This is a genomic window from Bacillus cereus group sp. MYBK101-2 (assembly GCF_051918845.1).
In the GTDB taxonomy this organism is placed as follows: Bacteria; Bacillota; Bacilli; order Bacillales; family Bacillaceae_G; genus Bacillus_A; species Bacillus_A paranthracis.
The window spans coordinates 186,007-202,961 of record NZ_JBQAIE010000003.1; the positions used below are offsets into that span (position 1 = coordinate 186,007).

Below are 16,955 nucleotides of genomic sequence, written 5' to 3' on the forward strand. Positions count from 1 at the left end.
AGACAAATAGAATTTATTTGTTTAAACTTTACAAAGTATTCATCATAATAGGTTATGAAAATAATAATTCGGGAATGGGAAATATTTGCAATTAACAATATTTACCTTATAAAATTGAAAAGCAGGAGGTTTGTAATGGGTAGACTATTAAATTCGTTTCGTGATATGAAAGTAGCAAAAAAACTACTAATTTCATTTTTCATCATTTTAATTGCGGCTGTCTCTATTATCGGAGGCATGTCTTATCAAACAGCTAAAAAGAATTTTGAATCACAAATTACGAGTAGTGCTCACGACAATATAAAAATATTAGATAATTTAATTAATCAAATGATTGAGGCGAAATTTAATGATGTAAATAATTTTGCGCGAGTGATTCAAGGTAATATGTATCAAGGGGATAATCAGGATGAATTAAGAAAAATGCTATCTCAATATATCAATTTGAATAAAGATGTGGAACAAGTATATGTTGCGGGCAATGATAAAAAATTTGTACAAGAACCAAATATACAAATGGCAGCAGACTATGATCCAACAGAACGTTCTTGGTATAAAGATGCAGTGGCAAAACAAGGTGGTATTGTAATTACTGAGCCGTATAAGGCAAAAGGAAATGGACATATTGTCGTAACGATTGCAAAACAAGCAGAAGATAAAAACGGTGTTGTAGCGGTAGATTTAAGTTTAGATAATTTATTAAAAACAACGAAGTTAATTAATATTGGTAAAAAGGGATATGCTTTCATTTTAGATGGGAAACAAAAAATAATTGCACACCCTCAAGAAAAATCAGGAGAAAAAGCAGCCGATTCTTGGGCGAAGAAAATTTATGAAGATAATCATGGTGCTTTTTCTTATACGTATGATGGTAGCGAAAAACAAATGGTATTTGCTACAAATGTAAAAACAGGTTGGAAAATTGGCGGGACTATGTACTCAAATGAAGTAATTGAAGCTGCGCAGCCTGTATTTTATAATATGTTAATTGTTATGTTCATTTCATTAGTTATAGGTGGGGCACTTATTTATTTTGTGACGCTTTCTATAACGAAGCCATTAAAAAGATTAGTTGTCACTTCTAAAGAAATAAGTGAGGGAGATCTAACGCAAACAATTGATATTCATTCTAATGATGAAATCGGTCAACTTGCAAAAGGATTTAATGAGATGACAGATGCATTGCGAACATTAATCGGAAGAATTAATACTTCGGCTGGACATGTTGCAGCAGCATCAGAAGAGCTAACGGCAAGTGTAAGACAGGCGAGTGAAGCAACTGAGCAAATTACGATGGCAATGGACGAAATATCAAGCGGGGCAACAACGCAAACGACAAGTGTAGAAAATGGTGCAATGTTACTATTTGATGTAACAGAAGGCATTCAGCATGTAGCAAATAGTTCATCATCAATTAGTACGGCTTCTGCTCATACTCGTGAAAAAGCAGAGAATGGTGGAAAACTAGTCGGAAAAACAGTAAATCAAATGCAGTCAATTGCAGAATCTGTTTCACAATCAGATGAGGTTATTCAGTTACTAAATAATAAATCAAAGCAAATTGGTGACATATTAGAAGTAATTCAAAATATTGCAGATCAAACAAATCTTCTAGCTTTGAATGCGGCAATTGAAGCTGCAAGAGCGGGAGAACACGGAAGAGGATTTGCAATTGTTGCAGATGAAGTACGTAAATTGGCGGAGAAGTCTAGCGTATCTTCTAGTGAAATAAGTAAATTAATATGTGAAATACAAGATGACATGAGTAAGACGGTAAAGTCTATGGGTCATGTAAATGAAGAAGTTCAATCTGGACTTGTTATTGCAAATGAAACGAAGCAAAACTTTACTGAGATTTTACAATCTACAAACGAAATTGCCGATCAAATTAAAACGATGGTTGAAACGGCTAACGGGATGTCAAAAGGTGCAAATGAAGTGTCTATTTCGGTAGGACAAATTGCAATGACAGCGCAGAATAATGCGACGAGTACTCAAAACGTTGCAGCATCAGCAGAAGAACAATTAGCGTCCATTGAGGAAATTAGTTCTGCGGCGGGTACATTATCTCAAATGGCTGAAGAATTACAAGGGTTAATTGAAAGATTTAAAGTATAATAAAGGACAGACTACCCAAAAATAGCAGTATGCGATTTTGGGGTAGTCTGTTTTTACTATGTAACATGAAATGTGATAGAGAGTATGTTTATGATGTTTCAAGGTATATCATGTATAATATTTGTCGAAAAATAGAGGTATTTGTTAACTTTATGTATAATTATAATCATATAGAATGCAAATAAAGGAGATTATTAATATGGGAGTGTACTGGGGGACCAAAAGACATTCTTGGCTTAGTTATGTCTCATTTTGGTTAAGTATTTCGTTTTTCATTGTTTTTCTCATTGAAGTGTTTATTTTAAAAGCACTTTCAAATAGTTCGGTGCAAATTGTTAAATACTTTTATTTTATATTTGTACCAGTAAACATCTTTCTTAGTTTAAAGTTACTCTTTAAGAAGAATGAAAAGAAAGCATTACCTATTTTTAGTTTCATTGTATCATTAGTATTTACAATTTTAATACTAGTATTAGCATTAGCAGCTACTGGAAAGTTCTTTTAAGGAGAGTGATGTAAGTCACTCTCTTTTTTTGATGTGAGCAAATAATGATTGGGAATAGGTTTAAAATTTAAGGGGGATTAAGTAATAAAGTAAGCGACATAATAATGAAGACTGAATAAAGTGTTTTATATACTTATGAAGCAAATGAATACGGTAAAAACGGCGATATATGGTACAATACATATGGATATTAATAGAGATAAAGGGTATATAAAATACTCATCGTTTTTTAGTAAGAGAGGGGTTATCTTATGCTATACGAGGATTTGATGACATTGTTTCAAGCAGCTCCGAAAGAAGAAGGTAGAGGCGGCTGGAAATATATAATCCAGGAACGAAATGATAAATATGAAATTGTTAATGAAATGTTGAAAAATCAAATGAGTGTTGAATTGTATTTTAATGAATATGATGAGGTGAAAATCACTTTATATAGAGATGGAATGCCTATTTCGACGATGCAAAGAATTGCGATTTCAAAAGTTGAATTAGATGAAGAAGAAGAAGGGATTCAATTCGTTTTAGAACGTATGCCTAGTCGGATGATTCGGTTGCAATTAAAGCCGTATTTAGCACTCGAAATGGGGCCGTACTGGGAAGTGTGTGATGATTGTGAATGAACATATAAAAGAAGCATCCAATAACATGGATGCTTCTTTTATGTTTTTTGAAGTTGTTTAAAAGCAATAATCGGAAGTAAAACGATGCTGACCCACCCGATTATAGGATATAGAATGTGGAGTAATTCACTGTAACCAACGTAACTAAAGCAATAGCTTATTAGTAAAATGAAGAAAATAATATTGTTATTTTTCCAGCCAGTGATGGATTGCATTTGTTTTGTCATTCCGAACACATTGCCAACTAAAGTTGTGAATACTTCACCGAAAATGATAAGAACAAAGAAAAAGTGAAAAGTGGCATTGAATTTTCTTATGACTTCAGCCATTGGAATGTTATATTGATAAAATTGGTCGACTGATAAGATAGCTAAATGGCTACATAATAATATTAAAGAAAGTCCTGCCCCACCTAAAATACCGCCCCATAAAATGGCCTTTCGATCTTTTACTTCACTGGCTAACGGGACGAGGACGCTTTGGGCGAGAGAAAGATTTAAGGCGACATATGTAATAGGACTAGTTATCCACTTCATATTCCAGCTTTCTGCAGGAATAGTGTTACGAATAGGAGTTGTACCGTGAAAAAACGTTGTAATAGCAAGTCCGATAATGAAAATCATCATAATAGGTACGACAAGTGTATTAACTTCAAAAACCCCTTGTAATCCGCGACTACCTATAATGAGACAGGCGATTACTGTAATGAAAATACCGAGTTGTCTTGGTAAACGAAGTTGCTCTTCAAATACCGCTCCAGCGCCTGATAACATAACGCTCGTTACACCAAATAATACGAGTAATAATAGTGTATTTACAACATTTCCAAATACATCCCCAAATAAGTATTTGTTAAATTCTTGCGCTGAAAATGCACCGATTTGCGAGGAGAGTAACATCATTTTTGTGCCAAGCCAAATAAAAAAAAATCCACTTACACATATACCAATAGTTCCATAAAATCCGTTCACTGTAAAAAATTCAACAATTTCTCGTCCAGTAGCAAATCCAGCTCCAACGACTGTTCCAATATAAGTAGCAGCGACTTTCTTTGCTACTTGCCATTGTTGATTGTCCATGTTATCCCTCTTTCTACTACGATGAGCTTGATTTACTATTATGCATATGTATGAGCTTGGACAATTAGACGTATGAACTGTTAGAAAACATACATGAATGAAAAGATATTAGGGAAGTATTAAAGGTGTTAAAACTTTGTTACATATGAGCCAATCGTTCGAGAGGATAGGAAAAGTATGGTAATATGTAACTAGGTTCTTAAAAGACAAACATTATGAAATGATAAGAGGAGTGGATTGTATGAGTACGAAAACAAATGTTGTTGAAGTATTAAACAAGCAGGTAGCAAACTGGAATGTGTTATATGTGAAACTACATAATTATCATTGGTATGTGACAGGACCACACTTCTTTACATTACATGAGAAATTTGAAGAGTTTTACAATGAAGCTGGAACGTATATTGATGAATTAGCAGAACGTATTTTAGCATTGGAAGGTAAGCCGTTAGCGACAATGAAAGAATATTTGGCAACATCTAGTGTGAATGAAGGGACAAGCAAGGAATCTGCAGAAGAAATGGTGCAAACATTAGTGAATGATTACTCTGCATTGATTCAAGAATTAAAAGAAGGCATGGAAGTTGCTGGTGAAGCGGGCGATGAAACATCAGCGGACATGTTGTTAGCAATTCATACAACATTAGAACAACATGTATGGATGCTAAGTGCGTTCTTAAAATAAAGTGAAACTTTAATCAGTGGGGGGGGCTTACTGCCCATTAAAGCGGGATAAATATAAGAATATAAAGAAAAAAGTCATTGAAAAATTCTTTCAATGACTTTTTTGTGATTTTTCAGTTTTCTTTTATGCTATAATATAGTAAAAAGGAGGCGATGCGATGTTTCGCTTTTTCAAAACTGGAAAAGAAGAGCGTGAAATTACGAAAGATGAATTGGAACAAGCGATGGCCAAGTTTCTAGAAAAGAATGCTAATATCGTTTATACAGTATTAGTAAATGATGATTATACAGTGAATTATGATTTGTTAAAGCCGTATTTACCTGCATTTCCAACAAACCATTTTCTTATTACGAAGGAAACGCTTGAGGTATTTGAACATACAGAAGAAAATCTAAACCTAGTTAAAGAAATTGATATTGTACAAAAGGCAGTAGATCAATATGTAACAGAAAAAGAAATGTTTCCAATTGTAGAAGGTAGTGAAGATCGCCTCATATGCGGAATGAAACTAGGACCTTACTTAGATCGTATATTAAAAAGAGACTTATATATTTCAGAAAAACATTATTTAGTTTCAAGTAAACCAGATAGAAAAAAACAAAAAAGTGGATAGATGTATGGAAAACAACAATAAATATATTGTTGTCTTTTTTTGTTCATTAAAATATTGATTTTTCAGTTTATTTAACTATATACTAAAATTATTGAAAGAAGAGGAGTAAGTAGTGTTAGCATAAGTTACATACAGTGATTACAGAATGGTATAAAGGTTTAGAAATAAATATGATAAAAGATTACGGGGGAATGGGTGTATGAAAAATAGTATGACTTACATTCAATTATTAAATGAAACGTTACATTGCTATGCAAGTAAAGGAAGTTTGGAAGCATATACTTATATAATGGAGCATGCTAAAGGTATAGTAGGGAATGAGGCTCAAATATATAATTTTAAATATGCATTAGCGAGTGCAGCAGGACTTGAAGAAGAAGCGTTGCATTTAATGAAGGAAGCTATTATAGAAAAGGGTTTTTGGTATGGAAATGAGTATTTAATTTCGGACGACGATTTAAAACCACTACATAAATTTGAAGAGTTTCATCAAATGGTTCAATTATGTAAAGAAAGAGAAGAGTTAGCAAAGAAAACAGAACGAGCAGATGTGAAATATATAGACAGTAAGAAAAAAGAAAAACTATTTATTGCAATGCATGGTGATCAAGAAAATATAGCAATAGTAGAACCATATTGGAAATCTGTTTTGGCACAAAATTATACGTTAGCTTTACCACAGTCTTCGAAAATCCAGTTTTCAGATGGGTTTGTATGGGATGATTTACATAGAGGGAAAGAAGAACTAAAAGAGCATTACGATAAGCTTATAGAGAACCGTACAGTAGAAAATGTAATAATTGGCGGTTTTTCTGCTGGAGCAAGAGTAGCTCTATATACAATTTTACAAAAAGATATAGCTGTGGATGGGTTTATTTTTATGGCACCGTGGCTTCCAGAGGTTGAAGAATGGAATGAGTTGCTGGGAGTACTACAGGATAAACATATAAAGGGATATATAGTCTGCGGTGATCAAGATGAAGATTGTTTCGAATGCGCACAGCAATTTGTACAATTATTAAGAGATAAGAATATAGAACATAAGTATAAAATTATACCTAACTTAAATCATGATTATCCTATTCACTTTGAAGAGGTATTGAAAGAAGCTATTGAATATATAGGGAATGAAAACGATAAGTAGTAAGAAAAGGAGATGCATCATATGTGATGTATCTCCTTTTTAAAATTATAAATTAAAAGCATTTGCTAATAAGCGATAAGAATTTAATTTATCTTCAAATCGATGAGTAATTGTGACAATCATAAATTCTTCAGTATTATACGCTTTGCTTAAGTTTATAATTTTTTCTTTTACAGAAGACGGATCACCGACAATCATACGTTGACGATTTTCTTTTATACGGAATAAATCATACGCGCTGTATGAATAATTTTGAGCAGTTTCAATAGAAGGAGTACCAGTTGTACGCTTTCCTTGTTCTAGTAATAAGATTGATAAATCTAAACTAGAAGCAATTTTTTCCGCCTCTTCAGTTGTTTCACCGCAAATAACAAAAATAGCTACGATTGATTTTGGTTTATCTCCTAAATAGGAAGGTTGGAATTGTTTTTGATAGGCCTCCATTACCTCGGGTCCACCGTATCCGTTTATGAACTGTGCGAATGCAAAAGAAGCACCTTGTTGTGCAGCAATCTTTGCACTCTCTCCACTAGAGCCAAGCAACCACATGTCGGGAGATGTTGGAATCACAGGAGTAGCTTTTAAATTCGCATAATGATGGTTTTCTGGTACTTGATCATGTAAGTACATTGCAACATCTGCAATTTGTTCTGGATATTGATCAAGTGAGACCATTTTTCCTTCTTGAAGTGCGCGAGTTGCAATTGGCATACCGCCAGGTGCTCTGCCGACACCAAGGTCAATACGATTCGGATAAAGCGCTTCTAAAACACGGAAATTCTCAGCAACTTTATACGGGCTATAGTGAGGTAACATAACACCACCCGAACCAACTCTCATACGCTCCGTTTTTGCTGCAATATGAGAAATAAGTATTTCTGGACTTGAACCAGCAAGGCTTACAGAATTGTGATGCTCTGATACCCAAAAGCGTGTATATCCGAGTTTTTCAACTTCTTGCGCAAGCGTAACTGTATGTGAAAAAGCTTGGGTTGCTGTACTACCATCTGAAATAGGGGATTGGTCTAATACACTTAATTTGATCATAGAATATACCTCTCAATCTTAATGTACATCCTATTATATATTTACTTACGAAAAATGCGTAATAAAATGCTCAAAATAAAAAGTGGATAAATTACATATCCACTTTTAACGTGAAAATCCTCGTTCATAATGATTCATTTCGACTACATTTAAAATATATTCGTAGTTATCAATCTCAAGTTTTAGTTGTTCACGTTCTTTTTTAGATAGATGCATATTACTAAGTTGGTTGCATAGCTGTTGTTTCTTTTCTTCTAAATACTTTTTTGTAGCATTGTAGTCGTAAGTTGGTTTCATTTTCAACCACTCCTTATTTGCTGTTGCTATATTATACGAAGCGTAAAGAGATGTGAGAGCTATCTCTTATGTATTTTTAGTGAATATTCAACTTGCTCTGTTGTTATGTTTATAGAAATTTATGAATAAAATGCACTAAACGACTAATGCCCATTTGATGAAGTAAGGGGTGGAATTGTGCAGAAAGATATAATGTATAACACGGAGATGGATGAAACATTAAAAATTATAGATAAAGGATTAAAGAAGACGACGAGCCCGAAGCAAATTATTGTAGTAGGGGCCGGCATGGCTGGATTAGTTTCGGCATCTTTATTAAAAGCTGCGGGACATGAAGTGAAGATTTTTGAGGCAAACAACCGGGTAGGTGGCCGCATAGAGACAGTTAGAATGGAAGATACCGGTTTATATTTGGATGTAGGGGCGATGAGAATTCCGTATTCGCATACATTAACGATGGCATATATAAGAAAATTTGGGCTACAGGTAAGCCCTTTTATTAATAGGAATGAGACTGATATTATTTACGTAAACGGCCGAAAAACGACATTAAAACAATATGAAAAAGAGCCAAGTATATTAAAGTATCCTGTGGAAATGAATGAAGTTGGGAAAACGTCTGAGGAGCTATTATTGTTAGCGGTACAGCCTATTATAAATTTTATTAAAAAGAACCCAGAGAAAAATTGGGATGTTGTAGTAAAGGATTTTGGGAGATACTCTACAGGACAATTTTTAAAATATCACCCTTATCAATATAATACTTACTTTTCACCAGTAACAATTGAGATGATTGGCGTTTTGTTGGATTTAGAAGGTTTTTTAGAAAGGTCATTCGTTGAGACATTACGTTTTTTATACATTATGCAAGAGGAGAGCGGATTTTGTGAAATAATAGGCGGTAATGATAGATTGCCAAAATCTTTTTTACCACAATTAGAGGAAGATATTATATATAATCAAAAATTAATGAAGCTACATCAGCATGATAATGGTGTGACAGCTTTCTATAGAAACGAAGAAACGTTTGAATATAGTAGTATTACAGGGGACTTAGTTATTGTTACCATTCCGTTTTCGACAATGCGGTTTGTAGAAGTAGATCCATTTGATTCTATATCTCATGAGAAATGGAAAGCAATTCGTGAATTGCATTATATGCCAGCGACAAAAATAGGAATTCAATTTAAAAGTCGATTTTGGGAAGAACAAGGACAGTTAGGTGGCAGAATTATAACAGATTTGCCAATTCGTTACGCATATTATCCAAGTCATGGAATTGGAGAAAAAGGACCTGCTATAATGTTAGGCAGCTATACATGGTCTTATGATGCGTTGTTATGGGATGGGTTATCAAAGGGTGACCGTATTTATTACACATTACAAAACTTAGCAACGATATTAGGCGGTCAAGTATATGATGAATTCTTATCTGGTATATCAAAAAGTTGGACGTTGGATCCATATGCACTTGGAGGGTTTGCTCTATTTCAGGCAGGTCAAGAATCAGAGTTGCAACCAGCGATTGTCAAACCAGAGGGAAGAATATTCTTTGCTGGAGACCATACAACGTTATATCACGGATGGATACAAGGGGCAATTGAATCTGGCGTTCGTGTTGCGGTAGATGTAAATGAATTAAATGTATAAAATTCAGAAATTTCTTTACTGTATAGTTTGAGATGGATATTATTATATATAAAAGAATTATAAGGAGTGTTGAAAGTGAATCCGTTATTATTCGATTTTCCTTCTGAATTTTATACTGAAAGGCTATTGATTCGAATGCCAAAACCAGGTGATGGTAAAGCTGTATACGATGCCATTCAAGCTTCTATGAAAGAATTAAAACCTTGGATGGTTTTTGCACAGAAAGAGCAAACAGAGGAAGAAGTAGAAGTGAGCATTAGAAAATCGCATATTCAATTTTTGCAGCGTGAGGATTTAAGGTTACTAGTTTTTTCGAAAGAAACAGGTGAATTTATTGCTTCTAGTGGATTACACCGTATTAATTGGGATATACCTCAATTTGAAATCGGGTATTGGATTGATTCAAGATTTAGTGGAAAGGGCTATATGGTAGAGGCTGCAAAGGGGATAACGGATTTCGCCTTTTCTGAACTAAAAGCAAACCGCATAGAAATTCGTTGTGATGCTTTAAATAAGAAGAGTAGAGCGATCCCTGAAAAATTGGGCTTCAAATTAGAAGGTACGTTAGAAAGTGCGAGTGTTGCAGTAGATGGAAATGGATTAAGAGATATGTGTGTCTTTGCTATGACGAGAAATACATATGAAAAAGAAGAGCTGTAAAGAAACGGCTCTTCTTTTTGTGTATTATGGTACAGGATGTCCGTTAGAACTTTCGAAAATTGTAAACCATTGTTGACGGTCTAAGTTAACTTTTGTAGCAAGAGCGGCCGTTTTAACACGATCTAATTTACCAGAGCCAACGATCGGCATCATATTAGCTGGATGTGCAAGTAACCATGCATACATAACAGTATCGATGCTAGTAACACCTAGTTCAGTAGCGACTTTTTGAACGGTTTCACGTACACGTACAGCGCGTTCTGATTGACCAGTAAAGATTTCTCCGCCAGCAAGAGGTGACCAAATCATTGGGTTGATTCGTTTCTCCTGACATAAATCAATTGTTCCTTTTTCAAAATGCTCAAGCTGCAGAGCTGATACTTCAATTTGGTTCGTAATAAGCGGGAAATCTAAGTATGAACTTAACATATTGAATTGGGAAGGTAAAAAGTTAGATACCCCAAAATGACGAACTTTTCCTTCCTGTTTTAAGCGTGAGAACGCTTCTGCCACTTCATTTGGATCCATGAAAGGATCAGGACGATGGATAAGTAATACGTCAATATAATCTGTATGTAAATTTTTAAGTGATGCTTCTGCACTTTGAATAATATGTTCTGCACTAGTGTTATAGTGAGCAACATATCGCTCTGGAAATTTCGGTGATGGGGGAGCGATTCCACATTTTGTGATGATTTGCATGTTTTCACGTAAGGAAGGCTTTAGTTGTAACGCTTCTCCGAACAGTCCTTCACACGTATAGCCACCATAAATATCAGCATGATCAAAAGTAGTAATTCCCATATCCATACAATCTTCAATGAAAGAAAGTAATTCTTGTTTTCTCATATTCCATTCTGCTAAACGCCAAAAACCTTGAATAATACGAGAAAATTCTAGCGTTTCGGCCATTTGAACTCGTTCCATTATAGTACCCCCTTGATGAATGATTATTTTTGAAAAGGCTTTCTTACTATATATTATTATATAGTTAGAGGGGCGTACAAACAATAAATATGTTTTGCTACAAAAACGATTATTTCTATATGATATAATGTAGAAACATATAGCTATAAGGAGAGGTACAAAATGATTCCAGTAACAATATTAACTGGTTTTCTTGGATCAGGGAAAACGACATTATTAAATCGCATTTTATCAGAGAATCACGGTCAGAAATTAGCGGTGATTGTAAATGAAATCGGGCAAATTGGTATTGATAATCAGCTGATTATGAATGTCGAAGAAGAGATTATGGAGATGACGAATGGATGTTTGTGCTGTACTGTACGTGAAGATTTACTCGTTGCTTTAAAACAATTACTGGATGTAAAAACAGAAGGGAAAATGGACTTTGATGGATTAGTAATTGAAACGACTGGTCTTGCAAATCCAGGCCCGATTATTCAAACATTCTTTTTAGATCCAGTCATTCAATCTGCATACCAAATTAACGGCGTTGTAACGGTGGTTGATAGTTATCATATACATAAACATTTTGAAAAAGGGTTAGAAGCGAAGGAGCAAATTGCATTTGCTGATGTTGTATTAGTGAATAAGTTAGATTTAATTGAAGAGAGCGAAAAAGAAAACCTCTTGCATGAACTTCAAGGAATAAACCCGACTGCGAAGTTAATTCAGTCGACTAACTGTGATGTAGATATTCCATCATTACTACAAATTCAAACGTTTAAAACGAAAGATACGTTACAAATTTATCCTCATACAGAGCATAATCATCTAGAAGGTGTAAAATCATTTGTACTACGCGAAGAGCGTCCGTTAGATTTACAAAAACTAAATGAGTGGATGTCAGCTGTCGTTCAAGAACTAGGAGAATATTTATATCGCTACAAAGGAATTTTATCGATTGATGGAGTGGATAAACGTATCGTTTTCCAAGGCGTACATACGTTATTTGCCGCTTCGTACGATAGAGAGTGGCAAGAGGGCGAAGATCGAGTAAGTGAAGTTGTTTTCATCGGAAAAGATATTAATAAAGAATGGTTCCAAGAACATTTTGAGGAGTGTGTGAAATAAGTCTGCGTTTATTGCAGACTTATTTTTTGGACTTAACTAAGAGTTTTGTAGAAAAATACTAGATTGCCAAAAACGAAGGACTAAAAAAACCTGTTTTCACAGGCTTGTATGTTCATCTAAAAGTAACTCCATTACAACACCTACAACAGGGCCTTCATCATCAATATCGCCATTTAAACGGAATCCAAATGATTCATATAATCCCATTGCAAGTTTGTTATCTGGATGTAAACTTAAATAAATTGTTTTACATTCAAATTTATTTTGTAAGAATTGAATGAGCAAGCGAAGGAACCGTTTTGCGTATCCTTTTCCTTGATATTGCTCGTCAATCATAAAGCGATCTAACCATACGCTTTTACGTTTTTCACAATACCATCCATACATTGCATATCCTACAAGGGTTTCTCCATCATATAAACCTACTGACGTTCCGTTTCCCTCATATAATGATTCTGCTAGAGAAAACGCATTGCTTTCAATAAATTGCTGCTGGTCTTTTGCGACGTTTAAAGCAGCTACCGAACGCCAATTTTTTTCTGTTACTTCACAAATGTGAAGAGTCATAATTCCAACTCACCTTCTAAAATGATATAGCTTGAAAGCTAATATGGATAATTTTACTTGTTATTTTGGTCAAGTCAAGCAGAAACACATAAAAAAGAAGCTGAATGTCGTATTCAGCTTCTTATCAAAAGTTGGTTAGTTAGTAGCTTCTTTCAATGTGTTTACGTTTTCTTCCATTAAAGTGAAGTAATCTTTATTATTTTTCGCATCGTCTTCAGAAATAGTAGCTAAGTGATTTAAGCGTAAAATCTTTGTACCTGTTTCTTTTTGAATAACGGATGCTACTTTTGGAGTAGAAAATGTTTCAAATAAAATATATTTTAGATTATGTTCTTTTACTGTTTTTGTAATGTCAGCAAGTTGTTTTTGAGATGGTTCATCAGAAGCTGAAATACCGGCGATAGCAATTTGTTTCAGGCCATAGCGTTGTTCCCAGTATCCATAAGCCGCATGAGAAACTAAAATATCTTTCGTTTTTGCATTCGCAACTGCTGCTTTAAATTGATCATCTAAATCAGTAAATTTTGTTTGAAGTGCTGCAAAGTTTTTTTCGAACTCTTGTTTATGGTCAGGTTGTAATGCTACAAGTGCATTTTTAATTTTTTCTGCTTGTTTCATTGCTAGAGTAGGGTCTAACCAAATGTGTGGGTCTTTATCGTGATGATGTTCATCCTCTTTATGGCCCTCTCCGTGATCATGATGCTCTTCTTCAGTAGAAGTACGCAGTTCAATACCTTTTGATGCATTTACAATTTTAACGTTTTCTTTTTGTAATGATTTTTCCATTTTTTCAGCAAATGGTTCTAATTCAGCGCCGTTATAAACGAATAAATCGGCTTTTGCAACTTGCACTGTTTGTTTTTGACTTGGTTCAAATGTATGAGAATCTGCACCAGGTGGGTAAATTGCTTCAACAGTTACATAGTCGCCACCAATTTTTTTTGCGAAATCTGCAAGAGGAAAAATAGTTGTATAAACAGTTAGCTTTCCGTCTTTCTTCGCATTACCTTCTTTTGTATTTGAGCAGCCAGTAAAAATTAAAGTGAAAATAAGTAAGAATGAAAGTATAGTCAATCTTTTAGGCATGAAGTTCTCCTCTTTTCTTTTTTTACGGATATATTTTCCCCGATTATAGAAAAAAATATCATTTTAATACAAAACGGAATAATTACGTTTTAGTTTGCGAACTTAGTATAATACATCTTTTATAAAGTTGCAATAAATAATAATCATTCCGATTTGATTTTGTTATAAAGTTGTCAAATATAGATGTGTTATTTTTGCGGATACATGCATATGTGACAACGCTGTGTTCATATATATGAAAGGAGGGTGTAGAGGGGGATGAGTGCTTGGGTTACTTAATGGAAGCTATTTTATTGATATTAGCGGTAGTATTACCGTTAGCCGTAGTCTTAATTTTTTTAAGAAGATTAATAAGTAATTTAGGAGATGCATCAACAGTCACAAAATTACGAGAGAAAGATGAGAAAAAAGAGTGAGTAAAGCACTATGCGTACGCATAGTGCTTTACTTGTGGTAAAATGAGAGAAGGAAACTCCTAAAAGTTGTATGTTACTGAAGGAGAGAAAAGTAAAATAAGAGGTATATGCATATATGAATAAGCGAACAGCGTTAGTACTTGGTGCAAGTGGTTTAGTTGGACAAGAGATAACGCGTCTATTACTTGAATCAGATTACTACGATTCGGTTACTATTTTTGTAAGAGAACCAATGCAATGGCAACATGAAAAGTTACAGCAAAAGCAAGTAGATTATTTGGCATTAGAGGAATATAAAGAGTTCTTTGCTGTAGATGACGTATTTAGTTGTCTTGGAACAACAATTAAAAAAGCAAAAACGAAAGCTAATTTCAAAAAGGTAGATTATGAATATACGTTACGAGCGGCTTGTTTAGCTGAAAAACAAGGGGTGCAAAATTTCCTTGTTGTGTCCTCAATGGGAGCGAATCCTAAATCGTTTTTCTTTTACTCACAAGTGAAAGGAAGAATGGAAGAGGAATTGCAAAAGTTAGTAATCGGTGGTATTCACATTTTTAGGCCATCTTTATTAGTAGGAAACCGACAAGAATTTCGCTTTGGTGAACGAATGGCGGAAAAATTATCTCGTATGATTCCTTTTATATTTAAGGGGGCATTCAAAAAGTATAAACCAATTTCAGCTAAAGATGTGGCGAAAGGGATGTATATAACTGCATTGCGAGAAGAATCAGGTATCCATATTTATAATTCGAATGAAATTACAACGATAGAATAAATAAAACCGAGAAGAAAAGCTTCTCGGTTTTATTTATTTGTACTGATTTTCCCAGGCGCCCGCTCGTATTGATACGGTTCTTCTAACTCAAAGCCAAGTTCATTGGCGGCTATTCTTGGGAAGTAAGGATTGCGAAGTAACTCACGTCCGATAAAAATTAAATCTGCTTCGTTATTGTTTAAAATTTGCTCTGCTTGTGCACCGGTAGTAATCAATCCAACTGCACCAGTTGCAATGTTAGCATGCTCTTTAATATGTTTAGCATATTGTACTTGATACCCAGGATAAACATCGATGCGCGCAGGTACAACAGCCCCAGAGCTACAATCGATTAAATCTACTCCTTGTTCTTTCATCCATTTTGTATATTGTACATAATCTTGAACTGTTAACCCGTCAGGATGATAATCATTTGCTGAAATACGAACAAATAGCGGTCCGTTCCAAACTTCATTTATCGATTCAATGATTTTGCGTAAGAAACGATATCGATTTTCAGGTGAACCACCATATTCATCAGTCCGCTTATTGGTAAGTGGAGAAAGAAATTCATTAATAAGATAACCGTGAGCACCGTGTATTTCAATAACGTCAAATCCAGCTTGTTTGGATCGTACTGCAGCTTGCTGAAAAGCTAATACAGTATCTTTAATTTGGTGTTTGCTCATTTCTATTGGCATTTTCATTGTTTCATTAAATGGAATGGCTGAAGGAGCTAACGCATCTGTTTCTAATTCTGCTTTTCTTCCAGCATGAGCGAGTTGAATGGCAGCTTTTGCACCATTATCGTGTATAAAAGTTGTCGCTTTATGTAAGCCTTCAATTAAACTGTCATCCCAAATGCCTAAGTCTTTATTTGAAATTCGACCTTCAGGTAACACCGCTGTTGCTTCAATCATAACTAAACCAACTTGACCAGCAGCTCTTGTTCCATAATGAATAAGATGGAAATTCGTTACTTGGCCATCCTCGTTTTTCGATGAATACATGCACATAGGTGACATAACAATCCGGTTTTTTAATGTAACGTCTTTAATTGTATAAGGTGAAAAAAGTTTGTAATTCATCCAATAGCCTCCTAGATTGAATTTTCTTACATTGTATCATTCTCGTTTTTGTTTCTCGAATAAAACGCTTATACGAAAAATTTTGTCTATTCGTGTTACAATAATGAATATGAATTGAATTGGAGGATGACATATGTACCAAGCTTATTATGAAAGTGAATTAGGCTTGCTAGAAATTACAGCGAACGATAAAGGAATTACGTCTGTTATATTTGTTGATGAGAGACAAGAAGAACATACAAATGAAATGATAGATCAATGTATAAATGAGCTCGATGAATATTTTAAGGGGAATAGAAAAGAGTTCACAGTCCCGTTGTCTCCTGAGGGAACAGCATTTCAAAAAAATGTATGGGATGCGCTCTATACGATTCCTTATGGCGTAAGTGCTTCATATTTAGATATTGCAGAGAAAGTCGGAAATACGAAAGCTGTACGAGCAATAGGAGGAGCAAATAGTCGCAATCCGATTTCAATAATCGTTCCGTGTCATCGTGTAATAGGAAAGAGCGGGAAACTTGTTGGGTATGCGGGCGGTTTATGGAGGAAAGAGTGGTTATTAAAACACGAAGGTATTTTGAAATGA

At 34.5% G+C, this 16,955-nt stretch carries 19 protein-coding genes; 12 read left to right on the top strand and 7 right to left on the bottom strand.

The genetic code is table 11. The annotated features are described in order from the left end of the window. Window positions 1-135: 135 nt before the first annotated feature. The 3 genes from ACTFSI_RS10105 (at window position 136) to ACTFSI_RS10115 (ending at window position 3,243) form a co-directional block, all read left to right on the top strand. Window positions 136-2,118: a HAMP domain-containing methyl-accepting chemotaxis protein gene (locus ACTFSI_RS10105; RefSeq protein ID WP_138322126.1), complete on the top strand. Its 1,983-nt coding sequence runs from the start codon at window positions 136-138 to the stop codon at window positions 2,116-2,118. A 199-nt stretch (window positions 2,119-2,317) separates the two neighbouring features. Beyond that, entirely contained in the window at window positions 2,318-2,623 is a 306-nt protein-coding gene (locus ACTFSI_RS10110) for a hypothetical protein (RefSeq protein WP_000539567.1), read from the top strand. 251 nt (window positions 2,624-2,874) lie between these two features. After that, a complete protein-coding gene (locus ACTFSI_RS10115; protein ID WP_138322125.1) occupies window positions 2,875-3,243 on the top strand; it encodes a DUF3979 family protein in 369 nt (122 codons plus the stop codon). A 38-nt stretch (window positions 3,244-3,281) separates the two neighbouring features. Here the strand turns inward: ACTFSI_RS10115 and ACTFSI_RS10120 are convergent, their stop codons facing one another. Next, on the bottom strand, window positions 3,282-4,322 hold the full coding sequence (locus ACTFSI_RS10120) for a YkvI family membrane protein (RefSeq protein WP_000370193.1): 1,041 nt from the start codon (window positions 4,320-4,322) through the stop codon (window positions 3,282-3,284). Window positions 4,323-4,563: 241 nt separating this feature from the next. Here ACTFSI_RS10120 and ACTFSI_RS10125 point away from each other — a divergent pair, with 241 nt between their 5' ends. The 3 genes from ACTFSI_RS10125 (at window position 4,564) to ACTFSI_RS10135 (ending at window position 6,764) form a co-directional block, all read left to right on the top strand. Further along, entirely contained in the window at window positions 4,564-5,007 is a 444-nt protein-coding gene (locus ACTFSI_RS10125) for a Dps family protein (RefSeq protein WP_000105198.1), read from the top strand. Window positions 5,008-5,164: 157 nt separating this feature from the next. After that, window positions 5,165-5,620: a DUF3939 domain-containing protein gene (locus ACTFSI_RS10130; protein WP_000488187.1), complete on the top strand. Its 456-nt coding sequence runs from the start codon at window positions 5,165-5,167 to the stop codon at window positions 5,618-5,620. Window positions 5,621-5,819: 199 nt separating this feature from the next. Then, on the top strand, window positions 5,820-6,764 hold the full coding sequence (locus tag ACTFSI_RS10135) for an alpha/beta hydrolase (protein ID WP_138322124.1): 945 nt from the start codon (window positions 5,820-5,822) through the stop codon (window positions 6,762-6,764). 45 nt (window positions 6,765-6,809) lie between these two features. Here the strand turns inward: ACTFSI_RS10135 and ACTFSI_RS10140 are convergent, their stop codons facing one another. Both ACTFSI_RS10140 and ACTFSI_RS10145 read right to left on the bottom strand, forming a co-directional pair. Next, the gene (locus ACTFSI_RS10140) at window positions 6,810-7,811 is read right to left on the bottom strand and encodes an LLM class flavin-dependent oxidoreductase (RefSeq protein ID WP_197225505.1); all 1,002 of its coding nucleotides are present in this window, start codon (window positions 7,809-7,811) and stop codon (window positions 6,810-6,812) included. A gap of 105 nt (window positions 7,812-7,916) precedes the next feature. Continuing rightward, a complete protein-coding gene (locus tag ACTFSI_RS10145) occupies window positions 7,917-8,108 on the bottom strand; it encodes a DUF3896 domain-containing protein (RefSeq protein ID WP_000805519.1) in 192 nt (63 codons plus the stop codon). A 177-nt stretch (window positions 8,109-8,285) separates the two neighbouring features. Between ACTFSI_RS10145 and ACTFSI_RS10150 the strand changes: the two genes are divergently transcribed. Next, window positions 8,286-9,758 (top strand): flavin monoamine oxidase family protein, encoded by a 1,473-nt coding sequence (locus tag ACTFSI_RS10150; RefSeq protein ID WP_001168135.1) that lies wholly within the window; start codon window positions 8,286-8,288, stop codon window positions 9,756-9,758. Window positions 9,759-9,833: 75 nt separating this feature from the next. Further along, entirely contained in the window at window positions 9,834-10,418 is a 585-nt protein-coding gene (locus ACTFSI_RS10155; RefSeq protein WP_001068761.1) for a GNAT family N-acetyltransferase, read from the top strand. Between the two features lie 24 nt (window positions 10,419-10,442). Here the strand turns inward: ACTFSI_RS10155 and ACTFSI_RS10160 are convergent, their stop codons facing one another. Further along, on the bottom strand, window positions 10,443-11,345 hold the full coding sequence (locus ACTFSI_RS10160) for an aldo/keto reductase (protein ID WP_000442778.1): 903 nt from the start codon (window positions 11,343-11,345) through the stop codon (window positions 10,443-10,445). A 162-nt stretch (window positions 11,346-11,507) separates the two neighbouring features. Between ACTFSI_RS10160 and ACTFSI_RS10165 the strand changes: the two genes are divergently transcribed. Continuing rightward, a complete protein-coding gene (locus tag ACTFSI_RS10165; protein ID WP_138322123.1) occupies window positions 11,508-12,458 on the top strand; it encodes a CobW family GTP-binding protein in 951 nt (316 codons plus the stop codon). Window positions 12,459-12,554: 96 nt separating this feature from the next. Here ACTFSI_RS10165 and ACTFSI_RS10170 read toward each other — a convergent pair whose 3' ends face one another. Beyond that, window positions 12,555-13,025, bottom strand: coding sequence for a GNAT family N-acetyltransferase (locus ACTFSI_RS10170; protein WP_000172421.1), 471 nt, complete (start codon window positions 13,023-13,025; stop codon window positions 12,555-12,557). Window positions 13,026-13,160: 135 nt separating this feature from the next. After that, window positions 13,161-14,111 carry a metal ABC transporter substrate-binding protein gene (locus ACTFSI_RS10175; protein WP_138322122.1) on the bottom strand — a complete coding sequence of 317 codons (951 nt, stop codon included), beginning with the start codon at window positions 14,109-14,111 and terminating at the stop codon, window positions 13,161-13,163. A 266-nt stretch (window positions 14,112-14,377) separates the two neighbouring features. On the opposite strand from ACTFSI_RS10175, the gene ACTFSI_RS10180 reads away from it, so the two are divergent. Further along, a complete protein-coding gene (locus tag ACTFSI_RS10180) occupies window positions 14,378-14,527 on the top strand; it encodes a hypothetical protein (protein WP_000540927.1) in 150 nt (49 codons plus the stop codon). A 115-nt stretch (window positions 14,528-14,642) separates the two neighbouring features. Continuing rightward, a complete protein-coding gene (locus ACTFSI_RS10185) occupies window positions 14,643-15,302 on the top strand; it encodes an oxidoreductase (protein ID WP_001042754.1) in 660 nt (219 codons plus the stop codon). A gap of 29 nt (window positions 15,303-15,331) precedes the next feature. Here the strand turns inward: ACTFSI_RS10185 and namA are convergent, their stop codons facing one another. Then, complete coding sequence (gene namA, locus ACTFSI_RS10190; RefSeq protein WP_138322121.1) at window positions 15,332-16,369, bottom strand: NADPH dehydrogenase NamA; 1,038 nt, start codon at window positions 16,367-16,369, stop codon at window positions 15,332-15,334. Between the two features lie 133 nt (window positions 16,370-16,502). Between namA and ACTFSI_RS10195 the strand changes: the two genes are divergently transcribed. Further along, window positions 16,503-16,955, top strand: a complete 453-nt coding sequence (locus tag ACTFSI_RS10195) for a methylated-DNA--[protein]-cysteine S-methyltransferase (protein ID WP_000283894.1) — start codon at window positions 16,503-16,505, stop codon at window positions 16,953-16,955.